Here is a 16,710-nt window from a genome sequence, read left to right as displayed (position 1 = left end):
CGCGGAGGGCGCGGAGGGCGCGGAGGATTCAGATGACGCTGCGGATCGCCGCCTCGAACCCTTCCACGTGTCCCTGGGCAAGGGCCGAGGCCTTCTCCGCGTCGCCGTCGACGATGGCGCGCAGCAGGGGACCGTGCTCGTGCACGTGGCCCGCCAGGCCCGGCAGCCGGTCGAGGAACAGGCACCAGATCCGCGTGGCCAGGTTGTCGTACCTGACCAGGGTGTCCTCGAGGTAGGGGTTCCGGGTCGCGGCGTAGATGGCACGGTGCACGGTCATGTCGAGCCGGATCAGGTCCGTGCCGCCGTCGGACGCGTCCGCCAGCTGTGTCAGCAGTCGCTCGAGGTCACCGCGGGCGGTCTCGCCGACGCGTTGGGCCGCCAGGCTCGCGGCGAGAGGTTCCAACTGCTTGCGGACTTCCGAGATGTGTCCGAGATCGGCGATCTGCACCTCGGTGGCGAAGGTTCCGCGCCGGGGATAGGCGACGATGAGGCGCTCGTTCTCCAGTCGCTTCAGGGCCTCTCGGACCGGAGTGCGCCCGAAGCCGAGTTCGGCGGCGATCCGCTCGTCGTTGATGGGCTCTCCGGGGCGGATCTGGAGGGTCACCAGGCGGTCGGAGATGGCGCGGTAGGCCTGATCGGCCAGCGTTCCATCGCCCTGACCGGCTTTCCGACCAGATTCCTGACCGGCTCCCTGACCGGCTCCCTGACCAGCGACGGTCGACGAAGTCACGTAAAACCCTCCCTTGACGCCGGCCGATCCGTCCTCTTAGCGTAGCGCAACAACAGGTTGATATATCAGTCGCCTTTCAGTCGGTCTCCAGGGAGTTCTCATGACTGCCCACGCCCCCGACCAGCAAGCGGCCCGATCCGCGGTTCTCAGCGCTCGGCTCAACGACTTCGACCCCGAGATCGCCACGGCGATCGACGCGGAGCTGGCCCGGCAGCGCGGCACGCTGGAGATGATCGCGAGCGAGAACTTCGCACCGCTCGCCGTCATGCAGGCCCAGGGCTCGGTGCTGACCAACAAGTACGCCGAGGGCTACCCCGGGCGCCGTTACTACGGCGGCTGCGAGCACGTCGACGCCATCGAGCAGATCGCGATCGACCGCGTCAAGGAACTGTTCGGGGCCGAAGCCGCCAATGTGCAGCCCCATTCCGGCGCGCAGGCCAACGCGGCCGTCATGGCCGCCCTGCTCCAGCCCGGCGACACGATCCTGGGGCTGGATCTGGCCCACGGCGGCCACCTCACCCACGGCATGCGGCTCAATTTCTCCGGGCGCCTGTACAAGGTGGCGGCCTACCAGGTCGGCGAGGACGACCACCGCATCGACATGGAGCAGGTCCGCAAGCTCGCCCACGAGCACCGGCCGAAGCTGATCGTGGCCGGCTGGTCGGCCTACCCCCGCCACCTGGACTTCGCGGAGTTCCGTCGTGTCGCGGACGAGGTGGGCGCCTACCTGATGGTCGACATGGCCCACTTCGCGGGCCTGGTCGCCGCCGGTCTGCACCCCTCCCCCGTACCGCACGCGCATGTGGTGACCACCACCACCCACAAGACGCTCGGCGGTCCCCGCGGCGGTGTGATCCTGTCCACCGCCGAACTCGCCAAGAAGATCAACTCCTCGGTGTTCCCGGGCCAGCAGGGCGGCCCCCTCGAACACGTCGTCGCGGCGAAGGCCGTGGCGTTCAGGATGGCCGCCCAGCCGGAGTTCGCGGACCGTCAGCGCCGCACCCTGGAAGGGGCGGCGATCCTGGCCGAGCGGCTGCTGGCCGAGGACACGAAGGCGGCCGGAGTCAGTGTGCTGACCGGGGGCACCGACGTGCACCTGGTCCTGGTGGACCTGCGCCACTCCGAACTCGACGGCAAGCAGGCCGAGGACCGGCTGCACCGGATCGGCATCACCGTCAACCGCAACGCCGTCCCCTTCGACCCGCGCCCGCCGATGGTCAGCTCCGGTGTCCGCATCGGCACCCCGGCCCTGGCCGCCCGCGGCTTCGGGGCACAGGAGTTCACGGAGGTCGCCAACATCGTCGCCACGGCGTTCCTGCCCGGCTTCGACGACCAGGTCGCCGCCGAACTGCGCCGGCGCGTCCAGGTCCTGACCGACCGCTTCCCGCTCTACCCCGTCGACCCGCGGCTCGTGGCCGAGGAGGCTGCTCAGTGATGCACCCGCGCGACAACGCCCCCGCCACGCCCGGTGACGTCCTCCCCGACCACCCCGGCTTCCTGTGGCGCAACCCCGACCCCAAGCCGTCGTACGACGTCGTCATCGTCGGTGGCGGCGGGCACGGCCTGGCCACCGCCTACTACCTGGCCAAGAACCACGGCATCACCAATGTCGCCGTCCTGGAGAAGGGCTGGCTCGCGGGCGGCAACATGGCCCGCAACACCACGATCATCCGCTCCAACTACCTCTGGGACGAGAGCTCCGGCATCTACGAGCACTCCCTCAAGCTCTGGGAGACCCTCGAAGAGGACCTCGACTACCCCATCCTCTTCAGCCAGCGCGGCGTGCTCAACCTGGCCCACACCCTCCAGGACATCCGCGACAGCAAGCGCCGCGTCTACGCCAACCAGCTCAACGGCATCGACGCCGAGTGGCTGGAGCCGGACGAGGTCGCGAAGGTCTGCCCCATCGTCAACACCTCCCCCGACGTGCGCTATCCGGTGCTCGGCGCCACCTACCAGCCGCGCGCCGGCATCGCCAAGCACGACTACGTGGCCTGGGGCTTCGCCCGCAGGGCCGACGCGTACGGCATCGACCTGATCCAGGACTGCGAGGTCACCGGCCTCGACATCGCCGACGGCCGGGTGCGCGGGGTCCAGACCACGCGCGGCCACATCGCTGCCGGGAAGGTGGCGCTCGCGGCGGCCGGTCACTCCTCCGTACTCGCGTCCATGGCCGGGCTGCGGCTGCCACTCCAGAGCCACCCCCTCCAGGCGCTGGTCTCGGAGCTCCTCGAACCCGTCCACCCGACCGTGGTGATGTCGAACGCCGTCCACGTGTACGTCTCCCAGGCACACAAGGGCGAGCTGGTCATGGGTGCCGGCATCGACAGCTACAACGGCTACGGACAGCGCGGCGCCTTCCACATCCTGGAGCGCCAGATGGCCGCCGCCCTGGAGCTCTTCCCCGTCTTCGCCCGCGCCCACATGCTGCGCACCTGGGCCGGCATCGTCGACACCACCCCCGACGCCTCCCCCATCGTCGGCCTGACCCCCGTCGAGGACCTCTACCTCAACTGCGGCTGGGGCACCGGCGGTTTCAAGGCCACACCGGGAGTCGGCTGGTGCTTCGCGCACACCGTCGCCACCGGCGAACCGCACCCCTACAACGCGCCCTTCACGCTCGACCGCTTCACCACCGGCGCCCTGGTCGACGAGCACGGCGCGGCCGCCGTCGCGCACTGAAACCCTCTGGGAGACCCCGATGCAACTCATCACCTGCCCCTGGTGCGGTGACCGCGAGGAGATCGAGTTCCACTACGGCGGTCAGGCGCACGTCGCCTACCCCGACGACCCCTACGCCCTCGACGACGAACAGTGGGCCCAGTACGTCTTCTTCCGCGACAACCCCAAGGGCCCGTTCGCCGAACGGTGGGTGCACTCGGCCGGCTGCCGGCGCTGGTTCAACGCCCTGCGCGACACCGTCACCCACGAGTTCCTCGCCGTCTACGAGAGCGGTGCCGAGCGCCCTGCCGTCCCGAAGGGCCAGGAGGCCAGCCGATGAACACCCCCTTCCGCGCCCCCGGCCACGGTCACGTCGACCGCGGCACCACCCTCTCCTTCACCTTCGACGGCACCGCCTACACCGGGCACCCCGGCGACACCCTCGCCTCGGCCCTGCTGGCCAACGGTGTGCACCACGTGGCCGACAGCATCAAGTACGGCCGCCCGCGCGGATTCCTGGCCGCCGGAGCCGAAGAACCCAACGCGCTGGTCCAGATCGAGGCCCCCTTCCCCGAGCCCATGCTCACGGCCACCACCGTGGAGCTGTACGACGGCCTGGTCGCCCGGGGTCTGTCCGGCCAGGGCCGGCTGAGCAGCCAGCCCGACACCGCCCGCTACGACACCATGCACACCCACTGCGACCTCCTGGTCGTCGGCGCGGGCCCGGCCGGACTGGCCACCACGCTGGCAGCCGCCCGGACCGGAGCCCGGGTGATACTCGTCGACGAACTCCCGCAGCCGGGCGGGTCGTTGCTCGGCAGCCAGGAACTGATCGACGGCGCACCGGCGCTCTCGTGGGTCAGCGAAGTCGTCGCGGAACTCGGCGACATCGACGACGTACGGATCCTGCGACGCACCACCGCCTTCGGCCACTACGACGACGGACTCGTCCTCGCCCTGGAGAAGCGCACCGACCACCTCGGTGCCGCCGCGCCCGCCCACGTCTCGCGGCAGCGGATCTGGCGGATCCGCTCCCAGCAGGTCGTGTACGCCACCGGCGCCTACGAGCGTCCGGTCGCCTTCGACAACAACGACCGCCCCGGGATCATGCTGGCCGGCTCGGCCCGCACCTACCTCAACCGCTTCGGTGTACTGCCCGGACAGCGGGCCGTCGTGTTCACCACGAACGACAGCGCCTACCCGGCCGCACTCGAACTGGCCGACGCGGGCGTGCGGATCACCGCCGTGATCGACGCACGCGAGGAGGTGCCGGCGCACTGGCGCACCGCCTGCGACGAACGGGGCATCGGCGTCCGCGCCGGCCACGTCGTCACCGGCACCAGCGGCATCGAGCGCGTCACCCGGGCCCACGTCGCCCCCTTCGGCCGGGGACAGCTCGGCGAGCGGCAGGGCGTCGACTGCGATCTGCTGCTGGTCTCCGGCGGCTGGAACCCCGCGGTCGCCCTGTTCAGCCAGGCCCGCGGCACCCTGCGCTACGACGCCGGAATCGGCGCCTTCGTCCCCGCCGACGCGCCCGGCAACATCCGTACGGCAGGGGCGGCCGGCGGTACGTTCACTCTCTCCGGCTGTCTCGCCGACGGCGTGGACGCCGCCTGGCAGGCCCTGTCGGCCCTCGGCAGGACCGGCTCGATGATCGCTCTGCCGACCACCGTCCCGCTCCCGGACGGAGCAGCCACGCGGGTGCTCTGGCGGGTCCCGAGCCCGCAGGACGACCAGGGCGGCCAGGACGGCTCGAACCAGTTCGTCGACCTCCAGCGCGACGCCACCGTCTCCGACGTGCTGCGGGCGACCGGGGCGGGCCTGCGGTCGGTGGAGCACGTCAAGCGGTACACCACCATCGGCACCGCCCACGACCAGGGCCGTACCTCGGGCGTGATGACCTCGGGCATCGTCGCCGAGGCGCTCGGGGTGGACGTCGCCGACCTCGGCACCACCCGCTTCCGCCCGCCCGCCGTGCCGGTCTCCTTCGCCGCCCTCGCCGGCCGCAACCGCGGGGAACTCTTCGATCCGGTCCGGGTGACCGCACTGCACCCCTGGCACGTCGAACGGGGCGCCCTGTTCGAGAACGTCGGCCAGTGGAAGCGCCCCTGGTACTACCCCCAGGCGGGCGAGAGCATGGAGGAGGCGGTACTGCGCGAGTGCCGGGCCGCCCGCACCGGCGTCGCGATGATGGACGGCTCCACCCTCGGCAAGATCAATGTGCAGGGCCCGGACGCCGGCGTACTGCTGGACCGGCTCTACACGAACCTGATGAGCACCCTCAAGGTGGGCCGGGTCCGCTACGGCGTGATGTGCGGAGTCGACGGCATGGCCATCGACGACGGCACCGTGATCCGGGTGGCCGAGCAGGAGTTCCTGCTGACCACGACCACCGGCAACGCGGCCAAGATCCTCGAATGGATGGAGGAGTGGCTCCAGACGGAGTGGCCCGACCTGCGGGTGCACCTCACCTCCGTCACCGAGCACTGGGTGACGATCCCCCTGGTCGGCCCCCGCTCCCGCGACGTGCTGGCCCTGGCGGCCCCGGACCTGGACGTGAGCAACGACGCCTTCCCCTTCATGTCCTGGCGGGACACCACCGTCGCCGGGGTGGCGGCACGCGTGTGCCGCATCAGCTTCTCCGGGGAACTCGCCTACGAGATCAACGTGCCCGCCTGGTACGGCATCACCGTGTGGAAGGCCCTCCTCGCGGCCGGTGACGCGTTCGGCATCACGACGTACGGCACCGAGACGATGCACGTCCTGCGCGCCGAGAAGGCCTACCCGATCATCGGGCAGGACACCGACGGCACCATCACCCCGCAGGATCTGGGCATGTCGTGGGTGGTGTCCAAGAAGAAGCCGGACTTCGTCGGCAAGCGGTCCTTCACCCGGGTGGAGAACCAGCGCGAGGACCGCAAGCAACTGGTGGGGCTGCTGCCGGCCGACGAGCGCGTGCTCCTTCCCGAAGGCGCCCAGATCATCGCCACCAGCGACATCCCGGCGCCTCCGGTGCCCATGCTGGGCCACGTCACCTCCAGCTACCGCAGCGACGCCCTGAAGCGGACGTTCGCCCTGGCCCTGGTGCGCTCGGGAACCCGGCGCATCGGCGAAACCCTCTACGTGCCCCTGGACGGCCGGACCGTTCCGGTGACCGTGACCGACCCTGTGCTCTTCGACAAGGAGGGAACTCGCCGTGACGGTTGAGACACCCGCTCGCTTCAGCCCGCTGTCCGAGTGGCAGGACGGCTTCGCGCAGCTGCCGACCGGATTCCAGGTGCGGGAACTGCCCTGCCTGACCCAGCTCACCCTCCGCCTGAAGCCCGGGGGCGCGGCGGCGAAGGCCGTCGAGTCCTGCCTGGGCACCACCCTGCCCGGTCCCCTGCGCGCCGAGCTGTCGGGCGACGTCGAGGTGCTGTGGATGGGCCCGGACGAATGGCTGCTGGTGGCTCCGGCCGGCCGGCAGGACGACCTCCTCGCACGGCTGCGCTCGGCCATCGGCGACGAGTTCGCCACCGTCACCGACGTCTCGGCGCAACGCACCACGCTGGCCCTGTCCGGGCACCTCGTCCGCACGGTACTGGCCCAGGGCTGTGCCATCGATCTGGATCCGCGGGTGACACCCGCCGGCTCCTGCCTGACCACGCTGCTGGCACAGGCCCCGGTGACCCTCGTGGTGCGCGACGAGGCGGCCTCCGGTGTCTGGCTGCTGGTCCGCTCCTCGTTCGCCTCCTACCTGGCCGCCTGGCTGGCCGACGCCTGCACGGAATACCGGGAGAACAGCTGATGAGCAGCAGCGTCTTCACCGTCCCTCGACGTCGTCGAGTGCTGAGGAGCCCCGTATGAAGACCGAGTTCGTCCTCACCCTCAGCTGCCCCGAGCGCCCCGGCATCCTGCACGCCGTGACCTCGTTCCTGCTCGGGCACGGGTGCGACATCACCGAGCACCAGCAGTTCGACGACGCCGACCACGGCATCGTGTTCCTGCGCACCAGTTTCACCGCCCCCGACACCGAGGTCACCCTGGAGCGTCTGCGGGAGACCTTCACCCCCGTGGCCGCCGAGTCCGGGATGGAGTGGCAGCTCAGGAGCGCCGCTCTCAGGCCGCGTGTGCTGGTGATGGTGTCCAAGTTCGACCACTGCCTGGCCGACCTGCTCTACCGCTGGCGCAGCAACGCCCTGGATGCCGAGATCGTCCTGGTGGTCTCCAACCACCCCGACCTGGAGCCACTGGTGGCAGCCGAGGGAGTGCCGTTCGAGCACGTCCCGGTGACGGCCGACACCAAGCCGCAGGCCGAAGCCCGGCTGCTCGCCCTCGTGCAGGAACACCACATCGACCTCGTCGTCCTCGCCCGCTACATGCAGGTGCTCTCCGACGACCTGTGCAAGCGGCTCGAAGGCCGGGCCATCAACATCCACCACTCCTTCCTGCCGAGCTTCGCCGGAGCCAAGCCGTACCACCAGGCCCACCGCCGCGGGGTGAAACTCGTCGGCGCGACCGCCCACTACGTCACGGCGGATCTGGACGAGGGCCCGATCATCGAGCAGGAGATCATCCGGGTCGATCACCGGGCCGGCGCCGACCAACTCGTCACCGTCGGCCGCGACGCCGAACGCCTGGCGCTGGCCCGCGCCGTCAACTGGCACTGCCAGGGCCGCGTCCTGATCCACGGCAACCGGACCGTGGTCTTCAGCTGACGCCGACCTGCCGGCCGGTCGTGCCGCCTGCCGCCTGCCGCCTGCCTCCTGCCTCCTGCCTCCTGCCGCTCAGGCCGACCTTGACCTTGTCGCAGCGTCATGGTTTTCACTGAGGCCATGCGAATCGGCGAACTCGCCGCCCTCATCGGGATCACCCCGCGGGCCGTGCGGCACTACCACCAGCTCGGGCTGTTGCCCGAGCCCTCACGGCGCGGCAACGGGTACCGCGAGTACGGCCTCCGGGACGCCGTCCTGCTCGCCCGGATCCGGCGGCTGACCGAGCTCGGACTCGGGCTCGACGAGGTGCGGGACGTCCTCACGGACGCCGCGGGCCGGGACCTGGTGGAGGTCCTGGAGGAGCTGGACGACGACCTCGGCCGGCAGGAGACGGTCGTCCGGGAGCGGCGGGCACGTCTCGCCACGCTGCTGGCCCAGGCACGGGCCGGACAGCTCGCCGCCGAGGGACCGTTGTCGCCGGAGCTCACCAGCCTGCTGGCCGGTCTCGGCGAGGTGCCGGACTCCCCGATGGCCGTGAAGGACCGGGAGGTCCTGGCCCTCCTCGACACCGTGGTCCCCGAGGAGGAACGGCTCTCGCTGATGGCGACGCTGCGCGGGATGACACAGCAGGCGGGAGAGGTGTACGCCCTGCTGGACGCCCTCGCCGACGAGCAGCCGGACGACCCGCGGGTGGTTCGTGCCGCGACGGCGCTGGCGGCCCTCGTGCCCGACGACCTGGCGGTGCGTTTCCCCGACAGGGGCACCGGCGGTCTGACGGACGTTCTCTTCGCGGACCTGGCTCCGGCCCAGTCGGCCGCCGTCCGCCGTGCGATCGAACTCGTGACGGAACGACAGGAGGGACCGGCATGACACCTGCGAAGCCCCCGGCGGCCGTCCTGCGGTTCCTCGCGCACGAGCGGCGCGTCATGGAAAGCCTGATCCGATGGGTCGCCCGCCGACCGCACGGCGTCGACGGCGCCGACGCGGTCTTCACCCACGGCCGCGACCAGGCCCTCACCATGTACGGCTTCGCCTTCGCCTGCGTGGTCGAGACCGTCGCCGTGTCCTGCCTCCTCTCCGACCGGCCCGCCGTCCACCTCGCCTTCCTGGTCGTGGACGTCTACACCGTCCTGTTCGTCCTCGGCCTGCACGCCGCGTCCGTCACGCGACCGCACGTCCTCGCGGAGGGAACCCTGCGCGTCCGGCAGGCGGCCGGCGTCGACATCCGCGTCCCCCTCGGCCAGATCGCCTCCGTCCGCCGCGAGACACGCTTCACCCACGCGAAGAAGGACGGCGAACTGAACCTCCCCATCGGCTCACAGACGTCCGTCACCCTCGAACTGACCACACCGGTCGACGCACCGACGTTCTTCGGCGCGCCCCGTCCCGTCACCGTGATCAGGCTCCACGCGGACGACCCCAAGGCCCTCCACGACGCCGTCGCACAGGCACGGACCGCACCGGTGCCGGCCCGGGGTACACCCACGTCGGCGTGACGCGGGACCGCCTACAGCCCCACGATCGCGTTCCACCGCTTGGTGAACTCCACCCGCTCCGTGGACGTGATGTCCCGCGCGATGGCGAGCCGCTCGCGCATTCCGGCGTCGGGGAAGATCAGGGGGTTGTCGGCCAGAGCGGCCGTGTCCTTGTCCTTGGCGGCGGCCAGGACCTCCTTGGCCGCGGGGACCGGGCAGACGTAGTTGACCCAGGCGGCGAGTCCGGCGGCGACCTCGGGGGCGTAGTAGTAGTCGACGAGCCGCTCGGCGTTGGCCTTGTGGCGGGCCAGGTCGGGGATCATCAGGGAGTCCGACCAGAGTTCGGCGCCCTCCTCGGGGACGACGAAGCGGATGTCGGGGTTGTCCGCCTGGAGCTGGATGACGTCACCGGAGTACGCCTGGCAGGCGAGGACATCGCCGCTGACCAGGTCCTTGGTGTAGTCGTTGCCGGTGAAGCGGCGGATCTGGCCCCGGCGGACCTCCTTCTCCACCTGGTCGCAGACGGTGTGGAAGTCGGCCGCCGTCCACTTGGTGATGTCCACGCCGTTGCCCTGCATCAGCAGCGCGAACGCCTCGTCCAGTCCGGAGAGCAGGGTCACCCGGCCCTTGAGGTCGCTCGCCCAGAGGTCCTTGACGTGGCGTATCTCGCGGCCCAGCTTGCGCCGGTTGTAGGCGATGCCGGTGATGCCCGACTGCCAGGGCACGGTGAACTTCCGGCCGGGGTCGAAGGCGGGCGAGCGCAGGAGCGGGTCGAGGTACTTCGTCACGTTCGGCTGCCGGGCCCGGTCCATCTGCTGCACCCAGCCCAGGCGCACGAACCGCGCGCACATCCAGTCGCTGACGACGATCAGGTCGCGGCCGGTCGACTGGTGGTTCATCAGCGCGGGGCTGATCTTGCCGAAGAACTCGTCGTTGTCGTTGATCTCCTCGACGTAGTCGACCGAGATGCCCGTGCGCTTCTCGAACGCCTCCAGCGTGGGCCGCTTGTTGGGGTTGTCGTCGTCGGTGTCGATGTACAGCGGCCAGTTCGCCCAGGTCAGCCGCTTGTCGCCGGCGGACGCGTCGGTGGCGGCACGGTCGCCCGGCTTGACGTACGCGGCGGGCACGCCGCAGCCGGCGAGCGCGCCGAACACGGCGGTACCACCGAGGGCGCGCAACAAGGAGCGGCGGGAGGGCAGGTGGGAAGCAGGCACCCCGGCAGCATGCCGCGCCTGCCCTCCCCGGGCAATGGACGCCCCGTCGAGCGAGCCGCTGCGGACGCGACACCCTGTCGATCCCACCACCCGTGCGACCGCGCACGCCGCGGCCCCGGACCGGAAGCCCGGTCCGGGGCCGCACCGTCACCGCGGAACCGCCTGAGGCCTACGCCTCCAGCGACGTCATGACGTGCTTGATCCGGGTGTAGTCGTCGAAGCCGTACCCCGACAGGTCCTTGCCGTAGCCGGACTTCTTGAAGCCGCCGTGCGGCATCTCGGCGACCAGCGGGATGTGGGTGTTGATCCACACGCAGCCGAAGTCGAGCTTCTTGGACATCCGCATGGCGCGGCCGTGGTCCTTGGTCCACACCGAGGAGGCGAGGGCGTACTCGACGCCGTTGGCCCACTCCACGGCCTGGTTCTCGTCCGAGAAGGACTGGACGGTGATGACCGGGCCGAAGACCTCCTGCTGGACGATCTCGTCGTCCTGCTTGAGGCCCGAGACGACGGTCGGGGCGTAGAAGTAGCCCTTGTCGCCGACCTGGTGGCCGCCGGCCTCGACCTTGGCGTGCGCGGGGAGGCGCTCGATGAAGCCGGAGACCTGCTTGAGCTGGTTGGGGTTGTTGAGGGGGCCGTACAGGACGTCCTCGTCGTCCGGCTGGCCCGTCTTCGTCTCGGACGCGGCCTTGGCGAGCGCGGCCACGAACTCGTCGTGGATGGACTCGTGGACGAGGACGCGGGTGGCGGCCGTACAGTCCTGGCCGGCGTTGAAGAAGCCCGCGACCGAGATGTCCTCGACGGCCTTCGCGATGGCCGCACTGTCGAGGTCCTCGAATACGACGACCGGCGCCTTGCCGCCCAGTTCGAGGTGGACGCGCTTGAGGTCCTTGGACGCGGACTCGGCGACCGACATGCCGGCGCGCACGGAGCCGGTGATGGAGGCCATCGCCGGGGTCGGGTGCTCGACCATCAGGCGGCCGGTGTCGCGGTCGCCGGTGATGACGTTGAAGACGCCCTTGGGCAGGATCGAACCGATGATCTCGGCGATCAGGACCGTGGAGGCGGGGGTGGTGTCCGAGGGCTTCAGGACGACCGTGTTGCCCGCCGCGATCGCCGGGGCGAACTTCCACACCGCCATCATCATCGGGTAGTTCCACGGCGCGACCTGGGCGCAGACGCCGACCGGCTCACGGCGGACGATCGAGGTCATCCCCTCCATGTACTCACCGGCCGAGCGGCCTTCGAGCATCCGCGCCGCGCCCGCGAAGAAGCGGATCTGGTCGACCATCGGCGGGATCTCCTCGGAGCGGGTCAGCCCGGTCGGCTTGCCCGTGTTCTCCACCTCGGCCGCGATCAGTTCCTCGGCGCGCTCCTCGAACGCGTCCGCGATCTTCAGGAGGGCCTTCTGCCGCTCGGCCGGGGTCGTGTCCCGCCAGCCGGGGAAGGCCTCGGCGGCCGCGGCCATCGCGGCGTCCACGTCGGCCTGCCCGGACAACGGCGCGGTCGCGTACGCCTCGCCCGTCGCGGGGTTGACCACCTCGGTGGTCCGTCCGTCGGCGGCGTCCCGGAACTCACCGGCGATGTAGTTACGTAGCTTGCGCAGCCGTCCCAGCTCGGTGCTCACTGCCGGCCCTCCTCGGGTGTCCATTGGATGAGACACCCACACTAATCGGAGAGTCGACGTTTTCAACACCCCCGATCCCACGTTCGGTGCGGAATCCGCAGGCTTCAGGCGCGTAAACAACGAATTTCATTGATCCGGCCTTGCGGAACTGTCGAGACGTCGTGCACAGTGACCCCGTGGCCAGAAGCGCAGACCAGAGGGACTCCCGCGAGTCCAGGAACGGCAGCCCCCAGCTGGACGCCGTCTCCCTCGCCATCATCCAGCAGCTCCAGGAGGACGGCCGCCGGCCGTACGCCGCGATCGGCAAGGCCGTGGGCCTGTCCGAGGCGGCCGTGCGCCAGCGCGTCCAGAAGCTGCTCGACCAGGGCGTGATGCAGATCGTCGCCGTCACGGACCCGCTCACCGTGGGCTTCCGCCGGCAGGCGATGGTCGGGATCAACGTCGAAGGCGATGTCGAGTCGATCGCTGACGCGCTGACCGGCATGTCGGAAGTCGAGTACGTGGTGATGACCGCGGGCTCGTTCGACATCCTCGCCGAGATCGTCTGCGAGGACGACGACCACCTGCTGGACGTCATCAACAAACGCATCCGGGCCCTGCCCGGCGTGCGCTCCACCGAGAGCTTCGTCTACCTCAAGCTCAAGAAGCAGACCTATATGTGGGGAACCCGATAACCGTGAGCTCAAAGGACCTCAGCCGAACCGCGTACGACCACCTGTGGATGCACTTCACCCGCATGTCCTCGTACGAGAACTCCCCCGTGCCGACGATCGTGCGCGGCGAGGGCACCTACATCTACGACGACAAGGGCAAGCGCTACCTCGACGGTCTCGCGGGTCTGTTCGTGGTCCAGGCCGGTCACGGCCGCACGGAACTGGCCGAGACCGCCTTCAAGCAGGCGCAGGAGCTGGCGTTCTTCCCGGTGTGGTCCTACGCCCACCCGAAGGCCGTGGAGCTGGCGGAGCGGCTCGCCGACTACGCCCCGGGCGACCTGAACAAGGTCTTCTTCACCACCGGCGGCGGCGAGGCGGTCGAGACCGCCTGGAAGCTCGCCAAGCAGTACTTCAAGCTCCAGGGCAAGCCGACCAAGTACAAGGTCATCTCGCGTGCGGTCGCCTACCACGGCACCCCGCAGGGCGCCCTGTCGATCACCGGCCTGCCGGGCCTGAAGGCCCCCTTCGAGCCGCTGGTCCCCGGTGCCCACAAGGTCCCGAACACCAACATCTACCGCGCCCCGCTCTTCGGTGACGACCCGGAGGCCTTCGGCCGCTGGGCCGCCGACCAGATCGAGCAGCAGATCCTCTTCGAGGGCCCGGAGACGGTCGCCGCGGTCTTCCTGGAGCCGGTGCAGAACGCCGGCGGCTGCTTCCCGCCGCCGCCCGGGTACTTCCAGCGGGTCCGCGAGATCTGCGACCAGTACGACGTGCTGCTCGTCTCCGACGAGGTCATCTGCGCCTTCGGCCGCCTGGGCACGATGTTCGCCTGCGACAAGTTCGGCTACGTCCCGGACATGATCACCTGCGCCAAGGGCATGACCTCGGGCTACTCCCCGATCGGCGCCTGCATCATCTCCGACAGGCTCGCCGAGCCGTTCTACAAGGGCGACAACACCTTCCTGCACGGCTACACCTTCGGCGGCCACCCGGTGTCGGCCGCGGTCGGCCTGGCCAACCTGGACCTCTTCGAGCGCGAGAACCTCAACCAGCACGTGCTGGACAACGAGTCCGCGTTCCTCCAGACCCTCCAGAAGCTGCACGACCTGCCGATCGTCGGCGACGTCCGCGGCAACGGCTTCTTCTACGGCATCGAGCTGGTGAAGGACAAGCACACCAAGGAGTCCTTCAACGACGAGGAGACCGAGCGCGTCCTGTACGGCTTCCTCTCCAAGGCGCTCTACGACAACGGCCTGTACTGCCGTGCCGACGACCGCGGCGACCCGGTCGTCCAGCTCGCCCCGCCGCTGATCTCCAACCAGGAGACCTTCGACGAGATCGAGCAGATCCTGCGCGCGACGCTGACGGAGGCGTGGACGAAGCTCTAGCCGCCGGCGATTCAGCCGATCATACGGCCCGGGGAGCACCCGTACGAGTGAGAAGGGTGCACCCCGGGCCGCGTGCTGTCCGGCGTCGCGGCCCCGGCTCCTTAGCGTGCCTGGTAACCGATCGGCCCTGCCTTCGTTCCCCCGCACGAGGGACTTGGTACGGGAAATACGGATCAGAACCGAGGTGTACGCCCATGGAGGCCCCGCCGGACAACGACGTGCTCTGGGCACGCTCGCTGCACTACGTGCATCCCGACGGCTCGCCGGGACTGGCCGGTGTCTCGCTCGGCGTGCGGGTGGGCGAGATCCTCGCCGTCAGCGGACCGCGCGGCAGCGGCAAGACGACCCTGCTGAGCTGCCTGTCCGGTCTGGTGCCGGCGCAGCGCGGGGAGGTCTGGTTCAACAGCGTGCCCGTGCACACCATGGGCCCCATGCGGCGCGAACGGCTGCGCCGGGACCGCTTCTGCTGGATCGACCCGGTACCGGCCCTGGTCCCCGAGCTGACCGTCTGGGAGAACACCGCCCTCCCCCTGATGCTGCGCGGCACCAGCCGCCGCCGGGCCAAGGTGGCGGCCCTGGAGTGGCTGGAGCGCCTCGACGTCGGCGAGAAGTCCCGCAAGCGCCCGCACGAGCTGGTGCAGGCCGAACGCCAGCGGGTCGCCATCGCACGGGCGCTGGCCCCCGCGCCCACGGTCCTCTTCGCCGACGAGCCGACCGCCCCGCTGCACCGGGCCGACCGCGCGCACGTCCTGCGGACGCTGACCACCGCGGCCCGCTCGCACAGCATCACGGTGGTGCTGGCCACCCACGACGCGGAGACCGCGGCGCTCGCCGACCGCACGGTGACCCTGCTGGACGGCCGGCGCGTCCACACCGTGCACCTGCCCGAGGCCCCCGAGGCGGAAGGCCGGGCCGCGTGCTCGCTCTCCGCCTGACCCGCCTCGCGCATCCCGCGGTCCAGCTGCGCCGCCTCCTGGTGGCGACGGCGGCCGCGGGCACGGGCTTCCTCCTGCTCGGCACCTTCGGCTACGCACTGGGCCACCAGGGCGCACCCGCCGCCTCCCTTCTCCTGCGTCTGGCCTGGTGCGCGGTCCCGCTGGCCGCCACCGTCCACTTCGCGGTGGCCGTCGCCCGCACCGACCCCGGCACCCGCCCCCGGCCAGGCCTGTCCGCGCTGGGCCTGGGCCCGGCCCGGCTGATGGCGATCTCGGCCCTGACGACCGCCCTGTCCTGCACCCTCGGCTCGGCGGTGGCGCTCCTGCTCTTCCTGCATCTGCGCGGCGACGTGACGGGCATGCCCTTCGACGGCGCCGCCGCGCGGTCGCTCGCCGCCGGCCGGCCACTGCCCGTTCCGGCGACCCTCACCCTGCTGGCCGTGGTCCCCGCCATCGCCTCCACCGCGGCCGCCCTGGTACTGCGCCCCCGGGACATCCGCCGCCCGCGCCCCGTCTCGCCCCGGTTCGGGGCACGCTTCCGGCTCCGTGAGCAGACACCGGCGGGCGGTGCCCGGCAGGCCCCGGACGAGGTGACCGACCCCGGGGCGGAGACCCCGGACGCCGACTGGACCGACGTCCTCACCGATCCCCCGCCGCCCCGCGAAGCACCCCGCGGTCTGCCCTGGGGCATCGCCGTACTGGCCGCGGGCCTGGCCGTGGAGTCCTACGCCGGACCGGCCGCCCCCGCCCCCCTCCGGGAAAGCCCCGCGGGGGTGCTCGCCGGCTGGGCCCTGACCGCGGCCGGCCTGGTCCTCGCGGGCCCCGGCCTCACCCACCTGTGCGGCCTCCTGCTGCAAGCGGTCCGGCCGGGCGCGCTGAGACTGCTCGCCGGCCGCGTCCTGATGGCGGAGGCCACCCGGGTCGGCCGCCCCCTCGGCATCGTCTGCGCGGTCGCGTCCGGTGCGTACGCGATGACGGCCCCGTACGCCGGCGGCGCCCCGTCCTTCGGCCCGCTGACCGGCCTCGGCACCCTCCTGGTGGCCGGCTGCACGGTGGCCACGCTTCTCACGGCGGCCGTGGAGGCCAGGCAGTCCCGGGCCGGCACCACCGCCGCGCTGGTCCGCCTCGGCGCCCGCGCCACGCTCCTGCGCGGTGCGGCGGCCCTGCGGGCGGGCGCGCTGCTCGCCCTGTTCGGCCCGCTCACCCTGGCGGTCGCCCACCTCGCGGCACTCCCGCTGGGCCGCTGAAGAAAATCTGCCGGCCACCGATGAGATTCCCGGCGGCCGCCGGTCTATCAGCCGTAACGACGCACCGCACCCCGACGGGAGACCGG

The 16,710-nt window shown here is 70.9% G+C and carries 13 protein-coding genes and 1 pseudogene; 11 read left to right on the top strand and 3 right to left on the bottom strand.

Features of this window, described 5'->3' with window-relative positions; genetic code table 11:
• Nucleotides 1-28 precede the first annotated feature (28 nt).
• Nucleotides 29-643, bottom strand: coding sequence for a GntR family transcriptional regulator (locus ABZ915_RS35375; protein ID WP_361812034.1), 615 nt, complete (start codon nt 641-643; stop codon nt 29-31).
• A gap of 187 nt (nt 644-830) precedes the next feature.
• Here ABZ915_RS35375 and glyA point away from each other — a divergent pair, with 187 nt between their 5' ends.
• From glyA to ABZ915_RS35340, 7 genes and pseudogenes are all read left to right on the top strand, one after another.
• Nucleotides 831-2,165: a serine hydroxymethyltransferase gene (glyA, locus tag ABZ915_RS35370; protein ID WP_361811830.1), complete on the top strand. Its 1,335-nt coding sequence runs from the start codon at nt 831-833 to the stop codon at nt 2,163-2,165.
• On the top strand, nt 2,165-3,412 hold the full coding sequence (locus ABZ915_RS35365; RefSeq protein WP_361811827.1) for a sarcosine oxidase subunit beta family protein: 1,248 nt from the start codon (nt 2,165-2,167) through the stop codon (nt 3,410-3,412). The genes glyA and ABZ915_RS35365 overlap by 1 nt, the downstream gene beginning before the upstream one ends.
• A gap of 19 nt (nt 3,413-3,431) precedes the next feature.
• Nucleotides 3,432-6,598: pseudogene (locus ABZ915_RS35360) on the top strand (sarcosine oxidase subunit delta family protein).
• Nucleotides 6,588-7,178, top strand: coding sequence for a sarcosine oxidase subunit gamma family protein (locus tag ABZ915_RS35355; protein WP_361811824.1), 591 nt, complete (start codon nt 6,588-6,590; stop codon nt 7,176-7,178). The pseudogene ABZ915_RS35360 and the gene ABZ915_RS35355 overlap by 11 nt, the downstream one beginning before the upstream one ends.
• A gap of 55 nt (nt 7,179-7,233) precedes the next feature.
• Complete coding sequence (gene purU / locus ABZ915_RS35350) at nt 7,234-8,088, top strand: formyltetrahydrofolate deformylase (protein ID WP_361811821.1); 855 nt, start codon at nt 7,234-7,236, stop codon at nt 8,086-8,088.
• Nucleotides 8,089-8,205: 117 nt separating this feature from the next.
• Nucleotides 8,206-8,955 (top strand): MerR family transcriptional regulator, encoded by a 750-nt coding sequence (locus ABZ915_RS35345; RefSeq protein WP_361811818.1) that lies wholly within the window; start codon nt 8,206-8,208, stop codon nt 8,953-8,955.
• Complete coding sequence (locus ABZ915_RS35340; protein ID WP_361811815.1) at nt 8,952-9,581, top strand: hypothetical protein; 630 nt, start codon at nt 8,952-8,954, stop codon at nt 9,579-9,581. The genes ABZ915_RS35345 and ABZ915_RS35340 overlap by 4 nt, the downstream gene beginning before the upstream one ends.
• An 11-nt stretch (nt 9,582-9,592) precedes the next feature.
• Here the strand turns inward: ABZ915_RS35340 and ABZ915_RS35335 are convergent, their stop codons facing one another.
• A complete protein-coding gene (locus ABZ915_RS35335) occupies nt 9,593-10,774 on the bottom strand; it encodes a spermidine/putrescine ABC transporter substrate-binding protein (protein ID WP_361811812.1) in 1,182 nt (393 codons plus the stop codon).
• Nucleotides 10,775-10,943: 169 nt separating this feature from the next.
• Nucleotides 10,944-12,401, bottom strand: a complete 1,458-nt coding sequence (locus ABZ915_RS35330; protein WP_361811809.1) for a gamma-aminobutyraldehyde dehydrogenase — start codon at nt 12,399-12,401, stop codon at nt 10,944-10,946.
• Nucleotides 12,402-12,562: 161 nt separating this feature from the next.
• On the opposite strand from ABZ915_RS35330, the gene ABZ915_RS35325 reads away from it, so the two are divergent.
• The 4 genes from ABZ915_RS35325 (at nt 12,563) to ABZ915_RS35310 (ending at nt 16,624) form a co-directional block, all read left to right on the top strand.
• Nucleotides 12,563-13,075 carry an Lrp/AsnC family transcriptional regulator gene (locus ABZ915_RS35325; RefSeq protein ID WP_361811806.1) on the top strand — a complete coding sequence of 171 codons (513 nt, stop codon included), beginning with the start codon at nt 12,563-12,565 and terminating at the stop codon, nt 13,073-13,075.
• The gene (locus ABZ915_RS35320; protein ID WP_361811803.1) at nt 13,060-14,442 is read left to right on the top strand and encodes an aspartate aminotransferase family protein; all 1,383 of its coding nucleotides are present in this window, start codon (nt 13,060-13,062) and stop codon (nt 14,440-14,442) included. The genes ABZ915_RS35325 and ABZ915_RS35320 overlap by 16 nt, the downstream gene beginning before the upstream one ends.
• Before the next feature lie 194 nt (nt 14,443-14,636).
• A complete protein-coding gene (locus ABZ915_RS35315) occupies nt 14,637-15,377 on the top strand; it encodes an ATP-binding cassette domain-containing protein (protein WP_361811800.1) in 741 nt (246 codons plus the stop codon).
• Entirely contained in the window at nt 15,359-16,624 is a 1,266-nt protein-coding gene (locus ABZ915_RS35310) for a hypothetical protein (RefSeq protein ID WP_361811797.1), read from the top strand. Before ABZ915_RS35315 ends, ABZ915_RS35310 begins: the two co-directional genes overlap by 19 nt.
• The last annotated feature ends 86 nt before the right edge of the window (nt 16,625-16,710 follow it).

Origin of the sequence: Streptomyces sp. NPDC046915 (assembly GCF_040644935.1) — a bacterium.
Classification (GTDB): Bacteria; Actinomycetota; Actinomycetes; order Streptomycetales; family Streptomycetaceae; genus Streptomyces.
Note: the sequence above shows the minus strand (reverse complement) of the source record. Positions and strands in the feature narration are given on the sequence as shown.